Source organism: Shewanella phaeophyticola, assembly GCF_025398315.1.
GTDB classification, from domain to species: Bacteria; Pseudomonadota; Gammaproteobacteria; order Enterobacterales; family Shewanellaceae; genus Shewanella; species Shewanella phaeophyticola.
This window is the reverse complement of sequence record NZ_JAODOQ010000001.1, coordinates 1-19531: the sequence shown is the minus strand read 5'-3', so window position 1 is coordinate 19531 and position 19531 is coordinate 1. Positions and strand designations below refer to the sequence as shown.

Below are 19531 nucleotides of genomic sequence, written 5' to 3'. Positions count from 1 at the left end.
GACACAACACCGCCATACCTGTAAACAATTGAAATACGCATGGGCAAAGGTATTCGGCCTTAAAGTCGCCTTTAATTGCCTAATGCGTTTGCTCATATCAACATAGGACAGACACTATGCCACGCTTATTTTTATCTCATTATATGCCTGCAAAAGCAGCTATTAAGCGTTTGTATTTGGCATTCCTATGCTCAGCCGTAATGGTATCTGCACCGCTATACGCGGCTCAAATACCACCTTTACCTCAAGCCGTGAGCAATAACGCGGTCGCAATGGTTCGCAGCAACGAGCAAACGTATTTATTGAGCTTTATGGCGTTTGGTAAAGGCAAAGGTTATCAAGATGTGCATAACTTGGCGTGGGCATTATCCATCAATGGATATGCTGCTCAATGGCAATCGATTAAAGCAGTACCGCATGTCGCGCCGCTTTCTGGTCGCTTGGCGGCTATTGCGGTGGGCATAAAAGAGCATGCATATGTATTTGGTGGTTATACCGTGGCCGAAAATCATGATGAAATAAGTACGATAGACAATTACCAATACTCTATTAATACTGACCAATATCAGCGAATTGCCGACATGCCTGTTGCGGTTGATGACACCACAGCAGCCACATATCAACAACGTTATATTTATCTGTTTGGCGGTTGGCACAATGACGGCAATGTTAATTTAGTCCAAGTGTATGACACCCAAACTGACACTTGGGCGCAAGCCAGCCCTATCCCTGCACCAGCAGTCTTTGGCCAGGCTGTTGGCATAGTCGGTAATCGGTTAGTGTTGTGTGATGGGGTCAAAGTGCAGCCAAACATTAATGCACGCAGAAGCTATAAAGCTTCACCCGTGTGTTTATTAGGAGAGATTAACTCTAGCAATCACTTGCGTATTGATTGGCAATTGTTGCCGCATTATTCAATTGCAAATCTACCCGAGGAGCAATCTGCAAGTCAGGCAAATACGCCAAGCGCGCATTATCGTATGGCTGCTACAGGTATTATGACGCCAAAAGGCGGCCAAATCGTTTTTTTAGGTGGCAGTGATAATCCATATAACTATTCAGGCATCGGCTATAACGGTCAACCAAGTGAGCCCGGTAACTATCAATACCGCTTCGACTTAGCGAGTAAGCAATGGCTAACGCCACAGGCTTTATCGCAACCGAGTATGGATCATCGAGGCTTGCTGTGCTGGAAAAATACTTTACTGCGGGTTGGCGGCATGTTGTCGCAGCAACAAGTGAGCGATGAGATATTAAGTATACCGCTCAACAACGATGAAAACTGCAGATGATAAAGTATCATTTAGGTATGATAATGTGAGTTTGCTAGCAACTTTAGGGTAATCATTTGAGTCAAATTTAAGGTGCGAATAAAATGCATGTCACTTAGTGTATCTTCGGAAAAGCCATGTTAGTTGAATACGCGTTACCCGCATTGCAACAGTTGTCTTTAATCGATTTAATTGACCACATTGAAGCCACTCACCATCAATACATTCGTGATACCGCTCCATTACTCGTCGAATACACCGAAAAAATGGTTCATGCTCATAGTGATGACCACAGTGAAATCAAACCCCTTGCACACGCCGTAAACCAATTAATTGCCGAACTGATGCCACACTTAATGAAAGAAGAGCGGATATTATTTCCTGCAATTAGATCATTAAGTTTAGGCCAACCTTCAACATGTTGTTTTGGTCATGTTGGGAACCCAATAAAAATGATGCAGCATGAGCATGATAATGCTGAACATATTCTGCAAACCATTAGGCAAATAACCAATAATTACACACCTCCAGAAGGCGCTTGCAGCACCTGGAAAACGTGCTACCGCACCTTGGCAGAATTTGACACCGATTTACAAGCACATATCAATGTTGAAGACACACTATTGTTTTCAAAAACGTTAGACTTACAATCAATGTAATCAATTAGCGCGGTAATTTTTTATCGCTGCCTAACGGTTTATTGCTAGGGTCTGTTGATCTTTGCTGGTTAAATTTTGTTCGAGTTAAAAACGTTTTAATCGAGGCGAATTGATTGATGCCTAGTCATCTAAGCAACTCTTTATTCGCAAAGAGTCATTCAACAAAGAGTAAAACGTTTTTAGCCGAACCTTTCAGGCAGCGTTTGTTGGCCATTTTTACTGCGTTATCGACTTTTTATGTAGAATAACTACACCTCAAAGTCTCTGCCGCGCAGTTATATATGTGAGTAAAGACCAACAATTCGCTGCAAAAACAACCTTGAAAGATCAACAGACCCTAGCCCTCACCAGCCAGGAATCTCTTCCTTTTTTTAGCGATAGTTCTTAAAGTGACATTATCTGTTTGCAAATTACACGGAGTCACTATGTCGCCACATCATTACCCTACATTTGCGTTAGATGACATTGCCAACTTACAAGAATCTGCTCAAGTAGAATTTAAGTTAGCCGGCGGCCGTGATGGTAACGGCAAACTGCCTGAAGGTATGTGGGAAAGCTACAGCGCGTTTGCCAATACGTTAGGCGGCGAAATTATTTTGGGAGTGAAAGAACATCAGGGGGAATTTACTATCGAGGGGATTGTTAACCCGATGCCAATGCTCAGTGAAATTTGGACTATTTTAAATGATCCTAAAAAAATCAGTCACAATATTTTAGCGCCAACAGATGTACAAACTATTGAAATCATGGCAAAAAAACTTATCCGTATTCATGTACCCAGTGTTGACATAAAACTCAGGCCTATCTATGTCGGCACAGATCCATACAGCGGGACATATTTTCGGGTAGGTGATGCGGATATGCACGCCAGTCGCGAGCAAGTGGAACAAATGAGCCTAAAGGCTGGCATTGAGCTAAACCGTAGTACAGCAAAAGGCCTAAAGCGCTAACCACATCATGAGGTCAATGAGCACCCGCCATTACTCTTATGCCGTCGTTATTCAGCAATCGTTATAAAAACTCAAGCAGCAAATCTAATTGGTTTATTTCAACATGTGGTAATACAGTTTGGGCTTTTTTATGGCGCTGTTGCATGCATGGATTTAACCACAGACTCTGACACCCTGCCATTTTAGCTCCAGCAATATCCGACGAAGGATTATCGCCAATATGCAGCAATTGTGATGGTTCAATGGCAAGTTGCCGACATGCCAAGGTAAACATATCACTATGCGGTTTCATTTTTACGCCATGCCCTGGGTGTAATATAAATTGCATCAGATCACTTAAGCCAATGCGCTTGGCATCAACATTACCATTGGTAATCCCCACGAGAGGATAGCGTTGACCAAGCTTGTGCAATACCGCTAACACCTCTGACGCGACGGTAAAATCACTGCGATGGTGATGAAAGCAGTCCATGCCCATTTGCGCACCCTGGCTGGCTTGTATTTCTGAATAGCCAAACTGCAATAAGCCTTGATGCAACATGGCATATCGCGCAGCTGTAGTGTCGTGCGCCAACTCAGGACGCAGAGTAAATAAACGGTGTTTCAGCTGTTGCCACTGGGCAGAATCCCACGATGAAGTGGCTGGGAAGTGAGTGTTCATTAACGCAAATAACTGCTCACTCGCGTGGCTAACATATGGCAAGTTATTGTAGAGAGTGTCATCTAAATCGAAACTAATGGCTTTAAAAGGTTGCAGGCGTTGATACTGGGTAATTGAAGCGGCTGGTTGCTGATATGTCATTATTTTCCCCTATCTTTTTTCGCTCTTGGATGCGCGCCATCGTACACTTTTGCAAGGTGCTGAAAGTCTAAACTAGTATAAATTTGTGTCGTCGATAAATTAGCGTGTCCGAGTAATTCTTGCACTGCACGTAAATCTTGACTTGATTCAAGCATATGGGTTGCAAACGAATGGCGCAACTTATGCGGATGAACTTTTACTGACATGGCCTGCTCTTGGCCCATTTGCTCATCCGCGCCTGAATGCTCCGATGTGACAAACGTTTACCTTGAGTGCTAATAAACAGAGCGTCTCCCGCCTCAGCATGTGGCAATTGCTCACGATATCTGAGCCAATGTTGAATTGCCGCTAGCGCCATTTTACCAATCGGCACAATGCGTTGTTTACTGCCTTTTCCCATCACTTTCACTTCAGCTTGATCAAACTGAATGTCTGTACAATCTAAGTTCGCTAATTCAGCCAAGCGTAAACCACTGGAATAAAACAATTCCATCATGGCTTTATCACGCAGACAAAGAGGATCGTCGCCCTCAATAGACAATAAATGGCTGACGGAATCAACATCCATATTTTTGGGTAAAGGTTTGTTTTGTTTCGGAGCGCTTAGGGTTTGAGCGGGGTTCACTTTCACTACACCTTCGCGCAGTAAAAAATCAAAAAATTGCTTAATCGATGACAAACATAAAGACAAAGAACGCGGGCTTAACCCTTTGCGGTGCAGCCCAGCGATGACTGACTGCAGTTGCTCGCGAGTCACAGCGACAAGAGCTACGTTGTCACCTAATTGGCTATCGAATCTGCGTAATTCGAACAAATAATTACGCACAGTATAGGTCGATAACTGCCGTTCTGAAGTCAGATATTGGCGATAGGTCTCTAGCCAGTCTATTTGCTTCATTGGGCAGGCCTCAATTATAATTGCGGCAGTATATGGTCTAATAAATCACGTAATTGACTAAACAACAATGAGTCCATATCGGGGTGAAAGTGAGCGGGATCTTTGCTGGCAATAGCAAAAATAACTTGGCCATTTTCGTCTGACAATTTAGTTAATGCCACAGAACCCACTTCACAACCAAATAACCGTGAAGACTCTGATTGAGTTAATCGGCCAAAATAATAGCCACCTTGCAAACGATGTCGCCAAATATTGGCTAATTCGCTGTCAATGTCATGCACGGTTATTAACCTAACATGGCTAAAACCGAACTCACCTTTTAAGCCTTCTGACAAGGCTTGCCGCAGTTCGCCTAAATCGTTGCTAGCAAGTAACTTGAAAGATAACTCATTATTAAAATTGAATATTCTTTCGTTATGCGTGGCAATCTTCATCAGCGAAGTAATTTCTTCTTCTAACTCACTGACCCGTTGGCGTAGCAATTCTTGCCGGCGATCAACTAACGACACTGCACCACGCTCCGCATGCGGTATACGCATAGCCACTAACAGCTCAGGATAACGATTAAAAAAATCAGGGTTATCTAATAAATACTCACGAATCAACATTTCATCAAAAGGAAGTTGCTGCATATTTGTGAGCATTTCAGCCCCTAAGTCATGGCCTATGCCATTAATATCTTTTGCCTTGGAACTACTTACCGTATGTTGGTTATCATCCGTCATGTCGGTAATATCAGAGGCAATATCAGAAGTCATGTCACTCATAGTTGAATTTGTCCATCGTATACGTGTTCAGCAGAGTACAGTCATCCACAGTGGCTTGCCCTCGCCTTCCCAATTAATCACTAAACTGCCACCAGGTAAGTCGACTCTGACCTGCTTTGCTAATTTGTCTTGTAATTGCCCTACGGCAGCAGCGGCACATGCTCCTGTGCCACAGGCTAAGGTTTCGGCTGCTCCACGCTCGTATACCCGCAGTTTAATGTGGCCTGGCGTCACAATCTGCATAAAGCCAACATTCACACCTTTTGGAAAGCGTTCATGGCGGGTTAATTTGCTGCCAATTTCATCTACATTGACCTCTTGTACGTCATCAACTTGAAGCACACAATGTGGATTACCCATTGAAATAGCCCCACACAAATAGGTTTGCATTGGCGTTTGTAATAAATAGGTTTTTTCGCTTTTTTTGGCTTTAAACGGAATTTGGCTAGGTTCGATAACTGGCACACCCATGTTAACGGTCACATTGCCATCACGCTCAATACGCAAGGTAATTTTGCCTGAGCTGGTGCTCACATTAATTTTATTTTTTTGTGTCAGGCCTTTGTTTCTAACAAAACGCGCAAAACAGCGTGCACCATTGCCACACTGTTCAACTTCGCTACCGTCGGCATTAAAGATACGATAATGAAAATCTAAATCTGGATCATAAGGCGGCTCAACCAACAATAACTGATCAAACCCAATTCCAAAATTTCGATTGGCAAGGCGTCGAATTTGCTCAGGCGAAAAAAACACATTTTGTGTTACGCCATCGACAACCATAAAATCATTACCTAGCCCATGCATCTTGGTGAAATGGATCACTAAAGTTTCCTTATAAAACGTTATACCGACGATTATTTGACTTACGGTAGCAGGTGTTCGCCCTGCCAAAGCTGTTCTAGGGTTTCGCGTTGACGCACCACGATATCTTTATCGCCATCAACCATCACTTCAGCCACTCGCGGACGTGAATTATAGTTTGATGACATCACAAAGCCATAAGCTCCACTCGAACGTACGGCTAACAAATCGCCAGCTTTTATCGCTAACTGTCTATCTTTACCTAAAAAATCTCCCGTTTCACATACTGGTACCTACAATATCATAAGCAAACGTAGTGGCATCAGTTTGTTGAACGGGAATAATATTTTGCCAAGCACTGTATAGCGATGGACGGATCAGATCGTTCATTGCGCCATCTACAATTGCAAAACGTTTGTCGCTGTTTTCTTTTAAAGACAGTACTTGAGTAACAAAAATACCAGCATTAGCAGCAATAGCGCGTCCTGGCTCAAAAATTAATTTAAGTGGACGCCCCCTAAACGTTCGAGTAGTGCGGCTGCATAAGCGTCAGGGTGTGGTGGAGTTTCACCATTATAAGTCACCCCTAAGCCACCGCCTACGTCAAAGTGTTCAATCACAATACCTTGGCTCGCTAAGCGGTCAATTAACGCTAACATGCGGTCCATAGCATCTAAAAATGGCTTAAGCTCTGTTAACTGCGAGCCAATATGACAATCTACCCCTTTAACATGTAAATACGGTAGTGCTGCTGCGCGAGCAAAAACTGTATCGGCTTCATCCATCGCGATGCCAAATTTATTTTCTTTCAGACCAGTAGATATATAAGGATGGGTGCCCGCATCAACATCCGGGTTTATTCGCAGTGACACAGGAGCCACTTTACCTAAACGACCTGCGACGTCATTAAGCTGTTCAAGTTCGGCACTGGATTCAACGTTAAAGCAATAAATACCTACGTGCAGCGCTTGCTCCATTTCATCGACAGTTTTCCCTACACCAGAAAACACCACTTTTTTAGGGTCGCCACCCGCTTTAAGCACGCGAGACAACTCACCACCAGAGACAATATCAAAGCCACTGCCTAAACGCGCAAGTACATTGAGCACCGCTAAATTTGAATTAGCCTTTACTGCATAGCAAATAAGATGTGGATGATTAGCCACTGCATTATTAAATGCATGCCAATGGCGCTCTAAAGTCGCACGCGAATAAATATAAAGAGGCGTGCCATGCGCTTTTGCCAGCTGTGCTACATCGCAGTCTTCTGCGAACAAAGCATCGTTTTGATAAGAAAAGTAATCCAAAATGCGGTTCCTTAAAAAAGCTATTCTTGTTGTGAAATTGAGGTTTGTTCGTCGGTTGCTAGCGTTTTATCAGCCACATTGGTACTGACAGATTGCGGGGCAACTTTATTGTCCACTGGCTCGGGAGATTTGTATAAATCCCCTTTTTGACCACATGCGGTTACGAATAGGCTAGCAAGCATAATAAATAAAAGCAGTCTCATTTTTCTCAACATCTGTGCATCTCATGAATAATGGTCTTATAATCGCATTCATAACGCAGAAAGCAAAGGATAGAAATGCATGGCTATGACAGATACTGAGTTTCACCGGTTAGCGGATGAAATGTTTAGCGAGATTGACAACGCGGTTGAACGAGCAATTGACGACCAAGACGCTGATGTTGATATTGATGCAAGCGGTAACGTGCTGCAATTGTCATTTGAAGATGGCTCGCAAATTGTAATTAACAAACAAGAACCGCTTCATGAAATTTGGATCGCGACCAAGTTTGGTGGTTTTCATTTTAATTATAGTGATGGTAAATGGCTTGATACACGTAACAGCCTTGAATTTATGCCTTTTGTAATTGATTCAATCAAAAAGCAAAGCGGTATAGTGTTAGACATTAAGTCTTAACGCACGCATCTTACCTAAATGGGGACGGTTAGAAAGCCGACCCCATTTCGTCATTAGACAACCCAAACGGGATCACGGTTAACTCGCCCTCAATACGTGACAGCAAGAAAAACTGCGGCATATTAAACACCGACAAACGCTGTTTTTGGCCATCAAATACGTATGAGTGACTTTCTTTTTCAACAAAACTTTTCATACTGGTATTTTGATACTCTAATTGAGTTAAGCGGTTATGTTCATCAACGATAAACACATCTAACGTATTAGCGCGCTCACGCAGAAAATATTGCTTGGCACACAACGCGACAAACTGCTGAATAATCGATGGTACACTCGCGTAAGGATCATCTACCAGTTCAGGTCTGGCTAACACTAGGTTTTCTACTAAATCTCTTTTCACCGCGGCATCAATTTTACGATACATCATCCCTAGGGAGTTAAAATACATACCATACCGATGCTCACCAATGGTAACTTGATGCATTAATGTATTGGTTTGGCTTACCTTTTTCATTAGTCCATAACAACGTAACAATAATGATTTAAGCTGGTTGAATATCGGCTGCTTTAATTTTACTGAACAACTAATAATTGATAAATCGACTTTATCATCTGAGCGCTTAAGGCCTAAAATAACAAACGAAATGGCTTCTAATAATGCCGTATCCCCATCAAAACGGTGGCTTTGCCACTCACCCCAACTGTTTAAACACACTACCGCGACTGACGACAACATATTGGTTTTATCGCGGCCAAACGACAAAATATTTAGGTCAAGATAATCAAACATCAACTCCTGACCTTGCCATTGCCCCGTTGGATCATGATCAACATTTACCACTAATACGACTTTTTGGTAATACCAGGGTTCACACAAATGCCGTTTAGATACCATCGGTACGTTATGTAAAACCGGGATTAATTTACGCGTTAAATAAGCCAGCTTACTTGCTCGGCGATGACCTCGACCAATTTGTGACCAGGTAGTATCAGCGGTAGCAAGCCCATTCATTACCGACCAGGCAACTAAACTGCAAACATTGTCTGCTTGGTGAATAACGTGTCCATCATTAACTTCTTTTAATAGATCGCTTGGGGTTACAGAGGCTGCAATTTCAGATTGGGGCTGACGATAAAGGTAAAATCGAGCCGTCGACTCACAATAACGCACTGTGAGTTCATTCTCGGTAGTCGTGATACTCCACAACCGATTAAGAGGCTGCAGTATATGGTCATCATCGCTAAAATAACCGTGTAACTTTCTTGCTAACAAACCAAGCTCTTCAACTCGCATTCGGTCACTTAATGCTTGTTTTGAAGCAAATTGAAGTAAATTTTTATAACTGACGAGTAATAATTCACTCAATTGTTGGTTGAACCATTTTAATTGGCCGGCATGCCAGTGTGGACTATTATCTAATGTCGAGATTAAATCAGGACTCCAACCCCACTCTTGCACGAGATGAGAGATTTTGGCTAAGCGCCAATCAGAGCCACTTTCAGAGCCATTTTTATCAGACTTTTGCGACAGTATCACGCCAGATTTCAAATAAAAGCAACGTCTAACAATTTCTAAACGGCTTGTATCACCCTGCGCCAGTAAGTAAGCCTCAATCCTCTGGTATAGCAATAAATAGGCATCGTTATCGCTGCTAAAATTGTTTTGTTCACATAGTTGCCAAATTTGTTGGGTAATCAATGTTGTCTGAGGATATTCAGATGCATAAGTCTCAAGTAGCAATACTTTTAACAATGCTTTATGGGGCTTATTTAATCCTTTATAGAGTTGCCATAATGATGCACCAAAATATTCTGCCGCGGGTAGTGACTCAATATCACCTAAATACAGTAACTGTGGATCACGCGCGTAGCCATCACAATGGGCATTTGGCCACCATGCAACAGTTTTTCCTGCTAAACAAATATGTGAACGATAAAATTCTTCAAGCAATAACCAATGTTGGCTGGTTCCGCTGTGCTCTAGCCCGAGAGATTGATGACTATCAAACACGTTGGATTGTATAAATTGTTGCGGGTGAACAAGATAAAAATTAACTTCAAAATCAAACCCTGCAAACCATTGGGTTAACAATGCATTTTTGTGACTAATTAAATTGAGTTCGCTTTGAGTTAAGTGAGGTTTATACACTACCCATACATCAACATCGCTTTTGAAATGTTGGCCAAAACTGGCTGTGCTGCCCATGGCATATACACCTTCAAAGGCAATATCTGTATCTATATATTGAAGATCATCGTCTTGAGGTAAGGTGAGTGATAATTCTGCACACGCTTTTGTGATTTTATCTGAGGTTGAAAACCCTTCAATACCGCAAGGTGTTTTTGAGTTGATTACGCCGGGTAAATCTTGATGATGGCAACTGAGTAATAAAGGAATAATGTTGAACAAGTGTTGCTGAGTGCGGGATAACACACTCAATACTCGAGACAAACGAATACTATTGAGCTGTTGTGCTAATCCTTGTTGATAACCTGTAGAGAGGGTCGCCAAAGCCTATTTCCTTATTTCTTCATGCGATATATACAAAAGCTAGATACACGTTTTATTTTTAGAATTTGAATTTATCACTATCAGAAGTTAATTGAATATCACAAACTTACCAATTATGTGATCATCGTAGCATTAATTACTCATTTCGCTAGTACTTTAAATTAAAGCTTTTAGGTAAATAACCGCTACAGACTTCAAACAATTAGCATCCATATATTACATCGAGGCTTTTGCAATGATAGCATTAGCTAAATAAGGCTATCTGATTGGATCTATTAACATGTCTGAAAATGTAATTCGTATTGCAACACGCAAAAGTCCACTGGCTATGTGGCAAGCAGAATTTGTTCAAGCAGAACTTGAACGTATTCATCCTGGTTTACGCGTCGAGCTTTTGCCGATGAGCACTAAAGGCGATGTCATTTTAGATACGCCTTTAGCAAAAGTGGGCGGTAAAGGCTTATTTGTTAAAGAGCTTGAAGTCGCAATGCTTGAAAACCGTGCAGATATTGCTGTGCACTCTATGAAAGATGTGCCGGTAGATTTTCCTGAAGGTTTAGGCTTAGAAGTGATTTGTGAGCGCGAAGACCCTCGTGATGCATTTGTCTCTAATACCTACAAAACGATTAGCGAGCTTCCACAAGGTGCTGTAGTTGGTACTTCAAGCTTACGTCGTCAATGCCAAATTCGTGCTGCACGCCCTGATTTAGTCATTAAAGACTTACGTGGCAATGTGGGTACGCGCTTAGCCAAGCTAGACAGCGGTGACTATGATGCCATTATTCTTGCTGCTGCAGGTCTTATTCGTTTAAAACTTAATGACCGTATTGCCAGCTTTATTTCTGCTGAAGAATCTTTACCCGCTAATGGTCAAGGTGCTGTTGGTATTGAGTGCCGTACAGATGATGAACGAGTAAAAGCATTACTTGCACCACTAGAGCACATAGAAACACGTTACAGAGTGTTAGCTGAGCGTGCAATGAACACTCGCCTAGAAGGCGGTTGTCAGGTACCTATTGGTGCTTTTGCAGAAATTACCGGCGACGAATTAACGCTGCGTGGTTTAGTGGGTAACCCTGACGGCAGCGAAGTCATTAATGGCACGGTATCAGATCCAAAAACTGATGCGGTAAGCCTAGGACAAGCATTGGCAGATGACTTATTAAGTCGCGGCGCCAAAACGATTTTAGATGCCGTATATGCTAGTTAATCGTTTATTATCAAGATAATAAACTATGAAAGTCTTGTTAACGCGCCCTCAAGGGCGCAATCAAGCAATGGAAGAGCAACTGTCACAATGTGGCGTTGCTTATTTTGTTACCCCTCTTCTAGCTGTTGTAGAAACCACTGAACAACTCTCCGAGTCTCGCCTCAGTTGTACTGACAATTTATTATTTATCAGTACCAATGCAGTTGATTTTGCTGCTAAAAAATTAGCGAACTCGTTCCCGCCCCATTGCCGTTACTTTGCTGTAGGACAAGCGACAGCCGACAGTTTAGCGCTACACAATATTAATGCACTAACAGCACCAGACAACAGTCAAGACAGTGAAGGTCTGCTATCTTTAGCCGAATTACAACACGTGAAAACTCAAAGCTTTATTATTGTACGTGGTGTAGGCGGTCGTGAAACCTTAGCAGAACAATTAACGGAGCGTGGCGCCAAAGTAAGCTACTGGCAAGTATATCAACGCACACTCCCTAAACTTGACGGATACGACATTTGTCGCCAATGGCAATCTTTCGGAATTGACACTATTGTGGTCACTAGCGGCGAAATATTATCCAATTTAGTTGCCCTTGTGCCAAAAGAATTATTTGCATGGCTACGTTCATGTCATATCATAGTCCCAAGTAGCCGCGTCGAAATACAAGCTAACGCTTTGGGTTTGAACCATATTACCAATGCAAATGGAGCAAATACTCAAGCAACATTAACAAGTCTGGGCATTAATTTGTTATAATGTTGTTAATTAGCGTTGACGCGCATTAAATAACATAGCTTTTATTGGTTGTATTTTTGCTTTCAAGGACTGTTCATGGAAAACAATAAAAAAGATCCAAACTCGCCAGCAGGCAAGGATGAGAAAGTCATTTCTCCAACAACAGCGCCAACAGGAAAACCAGCTGACACCCAAGAAGACAGCACGGTCAACAAATCAACCAATGACACTCCGCCTAAAAACACACAAACCAAAAGCACTCCGGTTAATAACAGCCATCGCCAGGCGAAGAAAAGTTCTTGGTGGATCCGCCTTGGGGTGCTATTTAGCTTAATTATTGCAATCATTGCCATTGCTGCATGCTATTGGCTTTATTTGCAATTGGACAAACAAGATGGCAACCAGATTCAATTCGATAAAAGCATCGCTGAACAAGCCAAACAAAACCAGTCTTTAAAATACGAATTACAACAAATTTCGATGGACAGTAACAAACGTATTACTGCCCTAGAAAAGCAACAATTAAACGACACCAAAGCTTATTCAAAATTAGCTGAACTGCAACAATCAAGTAAGCTACTACAAGAGAGAGTTGCTGTAATTGCTCAGCGTAGTCCTAATCATTGGATGGCATCTGAAGCTGAATACTTAGTCCGCATGGCAGGCAGAAAGCTATGGTTAGAGAATGATCCACAAACGGCAATGGGTTTATTAAAATCAGCTGATGAGCGGATCAGTGCCATGAAAGACCCTGCTTTAACTCATTTACGTAAAGCACTAGCTAACGATATCACCAGCGTGAAAGCATTAAAAACCACTGACATCACCAATACTATTTTTGAATTAGATACTGTGATTAGCCAGTTAACCGCCTTACCGCTTAATCGTGTGAATGAAGACTTTGCCGACAAAACAGATAATCAGCCAATTAGTGATTCGGTTGACGATTGGCAACAAAATCTAGCTCGTACTTGGCATGATTTGACTGATGGTTTCGTAACTATCCGCAAGCGCACAACAGATTTAGAACCGCTATTATCACCTGAACAACAATGGTATTTAGTTGAAAATATTCGTAATAAATTACTTCAGGCACAATTGGCCTTGTATCGATTTGATCAAGTAAGCTACAAACAGTCTATTGCGTTAGCCGATAAATGGCTGCAACAATATTTTGATGTGTCAGATGCAAAAACAAAGGACACTATCGAAGCGCTAGATAAATTATCCCGGGTCAAAATTGAAAAAGTAACCTTGAATAAATTCCAAGCCACTCCTTTGCTACAGCAATTGGTCACCTACGGTGAAATTATGCCAGTGGAGGAACTGTCACAATGATCAGAGTCTTAGTGTTTGTATTGATCATATTAGTGGGTTTGTGTCTTAGCCCATTGATTATTGGCCAAAGTGGTTATGTTTATATTGCTATCGGTGAGTATCAAATAGAAACAAGCCTGGTTGCTGCCGTTGTAGGGTTAATTGTATTTTACTTTGCGCTACAACTACTTGAATGGGCAATCATGTTGTTGCTCAACCTAGTACTTAATAGCCGCTACTTACCCACTAAATGGCGTCAAAAAGCGGCTAAAAAACATACCTTAGCCGGTGCCTTAGCTATTGCTGAAGAAAATTGGCCAGCTGCAGAAACAGCGATGGCAAAAGGCGCACAACAGGGTGAAATACCTTTGTTGAATCTATTTGCGGCAGCCCGTGCCGCACACCACCAAGGTAAAACAACAGCCCGCGATCATTACTTAACCCAAGCTGAAAAAAATCCCGTCGCTAAAACCGCGGTGAACACCTCTCGAGCACGTTATTTCATTAAGCAAGGTGAGTTAGCCCAAGCAAGAGCGATTGTAGACAAGCTTGAACCAACAAGTAAAAGCAGTGAACCTGTACTCAAACTGGCAATCGATTTGTATCAACAACAACAAGACTGGCAGGCTCTAAAACTATTATTACCCATCATAGTTAAACGCAAGTTACTAAGTGATGAAGAATTACAAACTCTCAGCATCAAAACGAATACCATTTTACTCGCTGATGCAGCGAAAATATCTGAAGCAGAATTAGAAAAATGCTGGCAATGGCTAAGTAAAAACGATCGTAAACAAGATCCATTACTTGTGGCTTATGCCCATGGTTTAAAAGGCTTTAATCGCCAAACTCAAGCATTAAAGTTATTGGGTAAACAATTAAAAACCGCACCATCTGCTATCCTATTTGAGGCCTTACCTGATTTGGTGGGTGCCGATGACACCGATATTCGTAATGTATTAGCTCGCTTAGAATCAACTCATGAAAATGACGCCGATTATCAAATGTGTTTAGCAAAACTTGCAATGCAACAGCGTGATGCTAAACAAGCTAAAGTTCATTGGCAAAATGTCTGTCGAATAGCTCCATCACGTCAATCGTGGTTATCACTTGCCCAAATTCAAGAACAATTAGGGGAAAATACCGCTGCAGCCCAAAACTATCGCAAAGCGGCCAACACAGTGTAAGACTTTAGTATTAATTTCTATTCACTTAATTAAACAACCCGCTTTTTTGCGGGTTTTTTATTCAACTAACTTTCATCTATGCCGATACAAATTTACTGACTACACCTCTTACATTCCTTATAAAGTCTACATTTTTTGTGTAATCCATAAATGTAAAGTATCAATTTTTCAATCACTTAATTTAATAAAACTGTCACGTCAAAAAATTGACTACCTAGCAGGTAAATGATAAAATTGTTAGATTGTAGTTAAATTATTTTTAATTTATTAATTTTGACCTAGATCACACATACTTACGTACGTATACGTATTAATTACTTGATATATCAAAGCTGTTGGGAGATTCCATGGAATCGATTAAAACATCACAAAATGGGATACTTTCTGCCTCAGAAGGCAAAGTAACCATGACCATCAATAATGACACGACAGAGCTTCAATTGGGACAAATGGTGCCAGCTGGAGCGATTGTGGCGAGTAGTGACGATATCAACTTCGTGATTACTTTTGATGATGGCACCATTTTTAACAGCGCAGAAACGCCTTTAGATGAATCGATTGCCAATACCATCAATGATGCAGAGGTCACCCCAGAGCAAGCTGTAGACCAGGCAACCTTAGACGAAATTGAAGCCCTGCAAGATCTAATCGCAGCAGGTGAAGATCCTACGGAAGAGTTACCTGAAACCGCTGCTGGCACCCCAACTGCCAACCAGGGTGAATTTGGATATATTGCAGTATCAAGAGATGCTAACGAAACATTAGCCTCTAATGGCTATGACACGACTGGAGCTTTAGTTACCCCAACAGCTGAAATCCAGGAAGAAGGTCTAGGTGAAAATGATTCCCCATCAGTTTTAGTTAACGATGCAATTACGATTGCAGAAGACCAAGTTGCTTCAGGTAATGTACTCAGTAATGACACCGATGCCGACACCGCATTAAGCGTGGTCAGCTTTGAAGTCGAAGGCGCAACTTACGCTGCGGGCACTGAAGTCACTTTAGAAGACGGAGTGCTCGTGCTTAATGCTGACGGTTCTTACACCTTCACACCAAATGAAAACTGGAACGGCAGCGTTCCTGTCATCACCTACACCACCAACACCGGTATTACGGCGACCTTAACCATCGAAGTCACGCCACTTGATGACGCCTCTGTGTTGGTTAATGACAGCAATGTCATTGTTGAAGACACGGTAGCTACAGGCAACGTATTAGATAACGACAGCGATGTGGACTCAGATCTCAGCGTGGTCAGCTTTGAAGTTGAAGGCGAAACTTACGCTGCGGGCACTGAGGTCACTTTAGAAAATGGCGTGCTCGTGCTTAATGCCGACGGTTCTTACACCTTCACGCCAAATGAAAACTGGAACGGCAGCGTTCCTGTCATCACCTACACCACCAACACAGGTATTACGGCGACCTTAACCATTGAAGTCACGCCGCTTGATGACGCCTCAGTATTAGTTAATGACAGCAATATCATTGTTGAAGATACGGTAGCTACAGGCAACGTATTAGATAACGACAGCGATGTGGACTCAGATCTCAGCGTGGTCAGCTTTGAAGTTGAAGGCGAAACTTACGCTGCGGGCACTGAGGTCACTTTAGAAAATGGCGTGCTCGTGCTTAATGCCGACGGTTCTTACACCTTCACGCCAAATGAAAACTGGAACGGCAGCGTTCCTGTCATCACCTACACCACCAACACAGGTATTACGGCGACCTTAACCATTGAAGTCACGCCGCTTGATGACGCCTCAGTATTAGTTAATGACAGCAATATCATTGTTGAAGATACGGTAGCTACAGGCAACGTATTAGATAACGACAGCGATGTGGACTCAGATCTCAGCGTGGTCAGCTTTGAAGTTGAAGGCGAAACTTACGCTGCGGGCACTGAGGTCACTTTAGAAAATGGCGTGCTCGTGCTTAATGCCGACGGTTCTTACACCTTCACGCCAAATGAAAACTGGAACGGCAGCGTTCCTGTCATCACCTACACCACCAACACAGGTATTACGGCGACCTTAACCATTGAAGTCACGCCACTTGATGACGTGTCGGTATTGGTTAATGACAGCAATGTCATTGTTGAAGATACGGTAGCTACAGGCAACGTATTAGATAACGACAGCGATGTGGACTCAGATCTCAGCGTGGTCAGCTATGAAGTTGAAGGCGAAACCTACGCTGCTGGCACTGAAGTCACTTTAGAAGATGGCGTGCTCGTACTTAATGCCGACGGTTCTTACACCTTCACGCCAAATGAAAACTGGAACGGTAGCGTTCCGGTCATCACCTACACCACCAACACAGGTATTACGGCGACCTTAACCATTGAAGTCACACCACTTGATGACGTCTCGGTATTGGTTAATGACAGCATTATCATTGTTGAAGACACCGTGGCTACTGGCAATGTATTAGATAACGACAGCGATCCAGATTCTGATTTAAGTGTCGTTAGCTTCGAAGTTGAAGGCCAAACGTACCAACCGGGTACTGAAGTTATCCTCGACGGCGGCGTATTGATCATCAACGACGATGGTTCTTATACCTTCACGCCTAATGATAATTGGAACGGCACAGTTCCTGTCATCACCTACACCACCAACACAGGTATTACGGCGACATTAACCATTGAAGTTAGCCCTGTTGACGATCCAACGGTCACTGTTGATGACGTTGTTACCGTATCTGAAGATACCCCTGCAACAGGCAATGTATTAGATAACGACAGCGATCCAGATTCTGATTTAAGTGTCGTTAGCTTCGAAGTTGAAGGCCAAACGTACCAACCGGGTACTGAAGTTATCCTCGACGGCGGCGTATTGATCATCAACGACGATGGTTCTTATACCTTCACGCCTAATGATAATTGGAACGGCACAGTTCCTGTCATCACCTACACCACCAACACAGGTATTACGGCGACATTAACCATTGAAGTCAGCCCTGTTGACGATCCAACGGTCACTGTTGATGACGTTGTTACCGTATCTGAAGATACCCCTGCAACAGGCAATGTATTAGATAACGACAGCGATCCAGATTCTGATTTAAGTGTCGTTAGCTTCGAAGTTGAAGGCCAAACGTACCAACCGGGTACTGAAGTTATCCTCGACGGCAGCGTATTGATCATCAACGACGATGGTTCTTATACCTTCACGCCTAATGATAATTGGAACGGCACAGTTCCTGTCATCACCTACACCACCAACACTGGTGAAACGGCGACATTAACCATTGAAGTCAGCCCTGTTGACGATCCAACGGTCACTGTTGATGACGTTGTTACCGTATCTGAAGATACCCCTGCAACAGGCAATGTATTAGATAACGACAGCGATCCAGATTCTGATTTAAGTGTCGTCAGCTTTGAAGTTGAAGGCGAAACGTACCAACCGGGTACAGAAGTCACTCTTGAAAGCGGCATATTAATCATCAATGACGATGGATCTTACATCTTCACGCCAAATGACAACTGGAACGGTACAGTACCTGTCATCACCTACACCACCAACACTGGTGAAACGGCGACATTAACCATTGAAGTCAGCCCTGTTGACGATCCAACGGTCACTGTTGATGACGTTGTTACCGTATCTGAAGATACCCCTGCAACAGGCAATGTATTAGATAACGACAGCGATCCAGATTCTGATTTAAGTGTCGTCAGCTTCGAAGTTGAAGGCGAAACCTACCAACCGGGTACAGAAGTCACTCTTGAAGGCGGCATATTAATCATCAATGACGATGGATCTTACATCTTCACGCCAAATGACAACTGGAACGGTACAGTACCTGTTATCACTTACACCACCAACACCGGTGAAACAGCGACTCTGACTATTGAAGTAACGCCTGTACCTGATGGTGCCCCGACAGTCATCATAAATACCGATCTTAATGATGACGGCTTTATGAGTAATGAAGAGTTAGGTGGAGCTACTGAAGTCAATGTCACTATTGGTCTAGATGATACCGGCGCGCAAGCTGGTGACACCCTTGTAGTGAATGGAGTTGAAGTTGTACTAACACAAGATGATATCGATAATGGTAATGTTAATCTCGATTTACCTGCACCTGATGAAGGCGAAGAAATTGAAGTTGTTGCTGTAATTGTTGATTCTGCTGGTAATACATCACCTGAAGGAAGTGACTCTGCAATTTTAGATACCACGCCACCAGTTATTACCGTTGATGCACCAGCCCTAACAAATGACTCAACACCAACGATTACTGGTACGACTGACGCACCTGTTGGCAGTACTGTTACATTAATTATTACAGATAGTGAAGGTAACGAACAAACAATAACAACAACGGTTCAGCCAGATGGAACCTACGAGGTTGACGTAAGTGATCCGCTAGCTGAAGGCGGCTATACAGTCGTTGCTGAAGTAACAGATCCTGCAGGTAATTCTGCCACTGATAATGATGATGGAATCGTTGATGCTATCGTGGGGAGTATCACCGTTGACTTAACCCTT

13 protein-coding genes and 3 pseudogenes are annotated in these 19531 nt (G+C 42.7%); 9 read left to right on the top strand and 7 right to left on the bottom strand.

Annotation, left to right across the window (positions count from 1 at the left end):
• The first annotated feature begins 116 nt into the window (after nt 1-116).
• The 3 genes from N4T56_RS00080 (at nt 117) to N4T56_RS00070 (ending at nt 2880) form a co-directional block, all read left to right on the top strand.
• Complete coding sequence (locus tag N4T56_RS00080; protein WP_315902991.1) at nt 117-1292, top strand: Kelch repeat-containing protein; 1176 nt, start codon at nt 117-119, stop codon at nt 1290-1292.
• Nucleotides 1293-1408: 116 nt separating this feature from the next.
• Complete coding sequence (locus tag N4T56_RS00075) at nt 1409-1930, top strand: hemerythrin domain-containing protein (RefSeq protein WP_261731795.1); 522 nt, start codon at nt 1409-1411, stop codon at nt 1928-1930.
• A 425-nt stretch (nt 1931-2355) separates the two neighbouring features.
• A complete protein-coding gene (locus tag N4T56_RS00070) occupies nt 2356-2880 on the top strand; it encodes an AlbA family DNA-binding domain-containing protein (protein WP_261731794.1) in 525 nt (174 codons plus the stop codon).
• A gap of 61 nt (nt 2881-2941) precedes the next feature.
• Here the strand turns inward: N4T56_RS00070 and N4T56_RS00065 are convergent, their stop codons facing one another.
• The 6 genes and pseudogenes from N4T56_RS00065 to lptM all read right to left on the bottom strand — a co-directional run bounded on the left by N4T56_RS00065 (nt 2942) and on the right by lptM (nt 7661).
• The gene (locus N4T56_RS00065; RefSeq protein ID WP_261731793.1) at nt 2942-3682 is read right to left on the bottom strand and encodes an HAD-IA family hydrolase; all 741 of its coding nucleotides are present in this window, start codon (nt 3680-3682) and stop codon (nt 2942-2944) included.
• Nucleotides 3682-4580, bottom strand: a pseudogene (xerC, locus tag N4T56_RS00060) (tyrosine recombinase XerC). Before xerC ends, N4T56_RS00065 begins: the two are co-directional and overlap by 1 nt.
• Nucleotides 4581-4594: 14 nt before the next feature.
• On the bottom strand, nt 4595-5224 hold the full coding sequence (locus tag N4T56_RS00055; protein ID WP_261734720.1) for a DUF484 family protein: 630 nt from the start codon (nt 5222-5224) through the stop codon (nt 4595-4597).
• Nucleotides 5225-5343: 119 nt separating this feature from the next.
• A pseudogene (gene dapF / locus N4T56_RS00050) lies at nt 5344-6172 on the bottom strand (diaminopimelate epimerase).
• A 41-nt stretch (nt 6173-6213) separates the two neighbouring features.
• A pseudogene (gene lysA / locus N4T56_RS00045) lies at nt 6214-7458 on the bottom strand (diaminopimelate decarboxylase).
• 20 nt (nt 7459-7478) lie between these two features.
• Complete coding sequence (gene lptM, locus N4T56_RS00040; protein ID WP_390903983.1) at nt 7479-7661, bottom strand: LPS translocon maturation chaperone LptM; 183 nt, start codon at nt 7659-7661, stop codon at nt 7479-7481.
• Nucleotides 7662-7740: 79 nt separating this feature from the next.
• Between lptM and cyaY the strand changes: the two genes are divergently transcribed.
• On the top strand, nt 7741-8076 hold the full coding sequence (gene cyaY / locus N4T56_RS00035) for an iron donor protein CyaY (RefSeq protein WP_261731791.1): 336 nt from the start codon (nt 7741-7743) through the stop codon (nt 8074-8076).
• Nucleotides 8077-8104: 28 nt separating this feature from the next.
• Here cyaY and N4T56_RS00030 read toward each other — a convergent pair whose 3' ends face one another.
• Nucleotides 8105-10588 carry a class I adenylate cyclase gene (locus tag N4T56_RS00030; RefSeq protein ID WP_261731790.1) on the bottom strand — a complete coding sequence of 828 codons (2484 nt, stop codon included), beginning with the start codon at nt 10586-10588 and terminating at the stop codon, nt 8105-8107.
• 280 nt (nt 10589-10868) lie between these two features.
• Here N4T56_RS00030 and hemC point away from each other — a divergent pair, with 280 nt between their 5' ends.
• The 5 genes from hemC to N4T56_RS00005 form a co-directional block, all read left to right on the top strand.
• Nucleotides 10869-11798 carry a hydroxymethylbilane synthase gene (gene hemC, locus N4T56_RS00025; RefSeq protein ID WP_261731789.1) on the top strand — a complete coding sequence of 310 codons (930 nt, stop codon included), beginning with the start codon at nt 10869-10871 and terminating at the stop codon, nt 11796-11798.
• A gap of 25 nt (nt 11799-11823) precedes the next feature.
• The gene (locus tag N4T56_RS00020; RefSeq protein WP_261731788.1) at nt 11824-12552 is read left to right on the top strand and encodes a uroporphyrinogen-III synthase; all 729 of its coding nucleotides are present in this window, start codon (nt 11824-11826) and stop codon (nt 12550-12552) included.
• A 75-nt stretch (nt 12553-12627) separates the two neighbouring features.
• A complete protein-coding gene (locus tag N4T56_RS00015; RefSeq protein WP_261731787.1) occupies nt 12628-13869 on the top strand; it encodes a uroporphyrinogen-III C-methyltransferase in 1242 nt (413 codons plus the stop codon).
• Nucleotides 13866-15035, top strand: coding sequence for a heme biosynthesis HemY N-terminal domain-containing protein (locus N4T56_RS00010; protein ID WP_261731786.1), 1170 nt, complete (start codon nt 13866-13868; stop codon nt 15033-15035). The genes N4T56_RS00015 and N4T56_RS00010 overlap by 4 nt, the downstream gene beginning before the upstream one ends.
• 347 nt (nt 15036-15382) lie before the next feature.
• Nucleotides 15383-19531: beta strand repeat-containing protein (locus N4T56_RS00005; RefSeq protein WP_261731785.1), on the top strand; the 4149-nt coding region annotated here is incomplete at its 3' end.

What these genes read in the sequence shown, in the direction of transcription:
- N4T56_RS00080 (WP_315902991.1), top strand. Translation starts at nt 117, where the DNA reads ATGCCACGCTTATTTTTATCTCATTATATGCCTGCAAAAGCAGCTATT.
- N4T56_RS00075 (WP_261731795.1), top strand. Translation starts at nt 1,409, where the DNA reads ATGTTAGTTGAATACGCGTTACCCGCATTGCAACAGTTGTCTTTAATC.
- N4T56_RS00070 (WP_261731794.1), top strand. Translation starts at nt 2,356, where the DNA reads ATGTCGCCACATCATTACCCTACATTTGCGTTAGATGACATTGCCAAC.
- N4T56_RS00065 (WP_261731793.1), bottom strand. Translation starts at nt 3,682, where the DNA reads ATGACATATCAGCAACCAGCCGCTTCAATTACCCAGTATCAACGCCTG.
- N4T56_RS00055 (WP_261734720.1), bottom strand. Translation starts at nt 5,224, where the DNA reads ATGCTCACAAATATGCAGCAACTTCCTTTTGATGAAATGTTGATTCGT.
- lptM (WP_390903983.1), bottom strand. Translation starts at nt 7,661, where the DNA reads ATGAGACTGCTTTTATTTATTATGCTTGCTAGCCTATTCGTAACCGCA.
- cyaY (WP_261731791.1), top strand. Translation starts at nt 7,741, where the DNA reads ATGGCTATGACAGATACTGAGTTTCACCGGTTAGCGGATGAAATGTTT.
- hemC (WP_261731789.1), top strand. Translation starts at nt 10,869, where the DNA reads ATGTCTGAAAATGTAATTCGTATTGCAACACGCAAAAGTCCACTGGCT.
- N4T56_RS00020 (WP_261731788.1), top strand. Translation starts at nt 11,824, where the DNA reads ATGAAAGTCTTGTTAACGCGCCCTCAAGGGCGCAATCAAGCAATGGAA.
- N4T56_RS00015 (WP_261731787.1), top strand. Translation starts at nt 12,628, where the DNA reads ATGGAAAACAATAAAAAAGATCCAAACTCGCCAGCAGGCAAGGATGAG.
- N4T56_RS00010 (WP_261731786.1), top strand. Translation starts at nt 13,866, where the DNA reads ATGATCAGAGTCTTAGTGTTTGTATTGATCATATTAGTGGGTTTGTGT.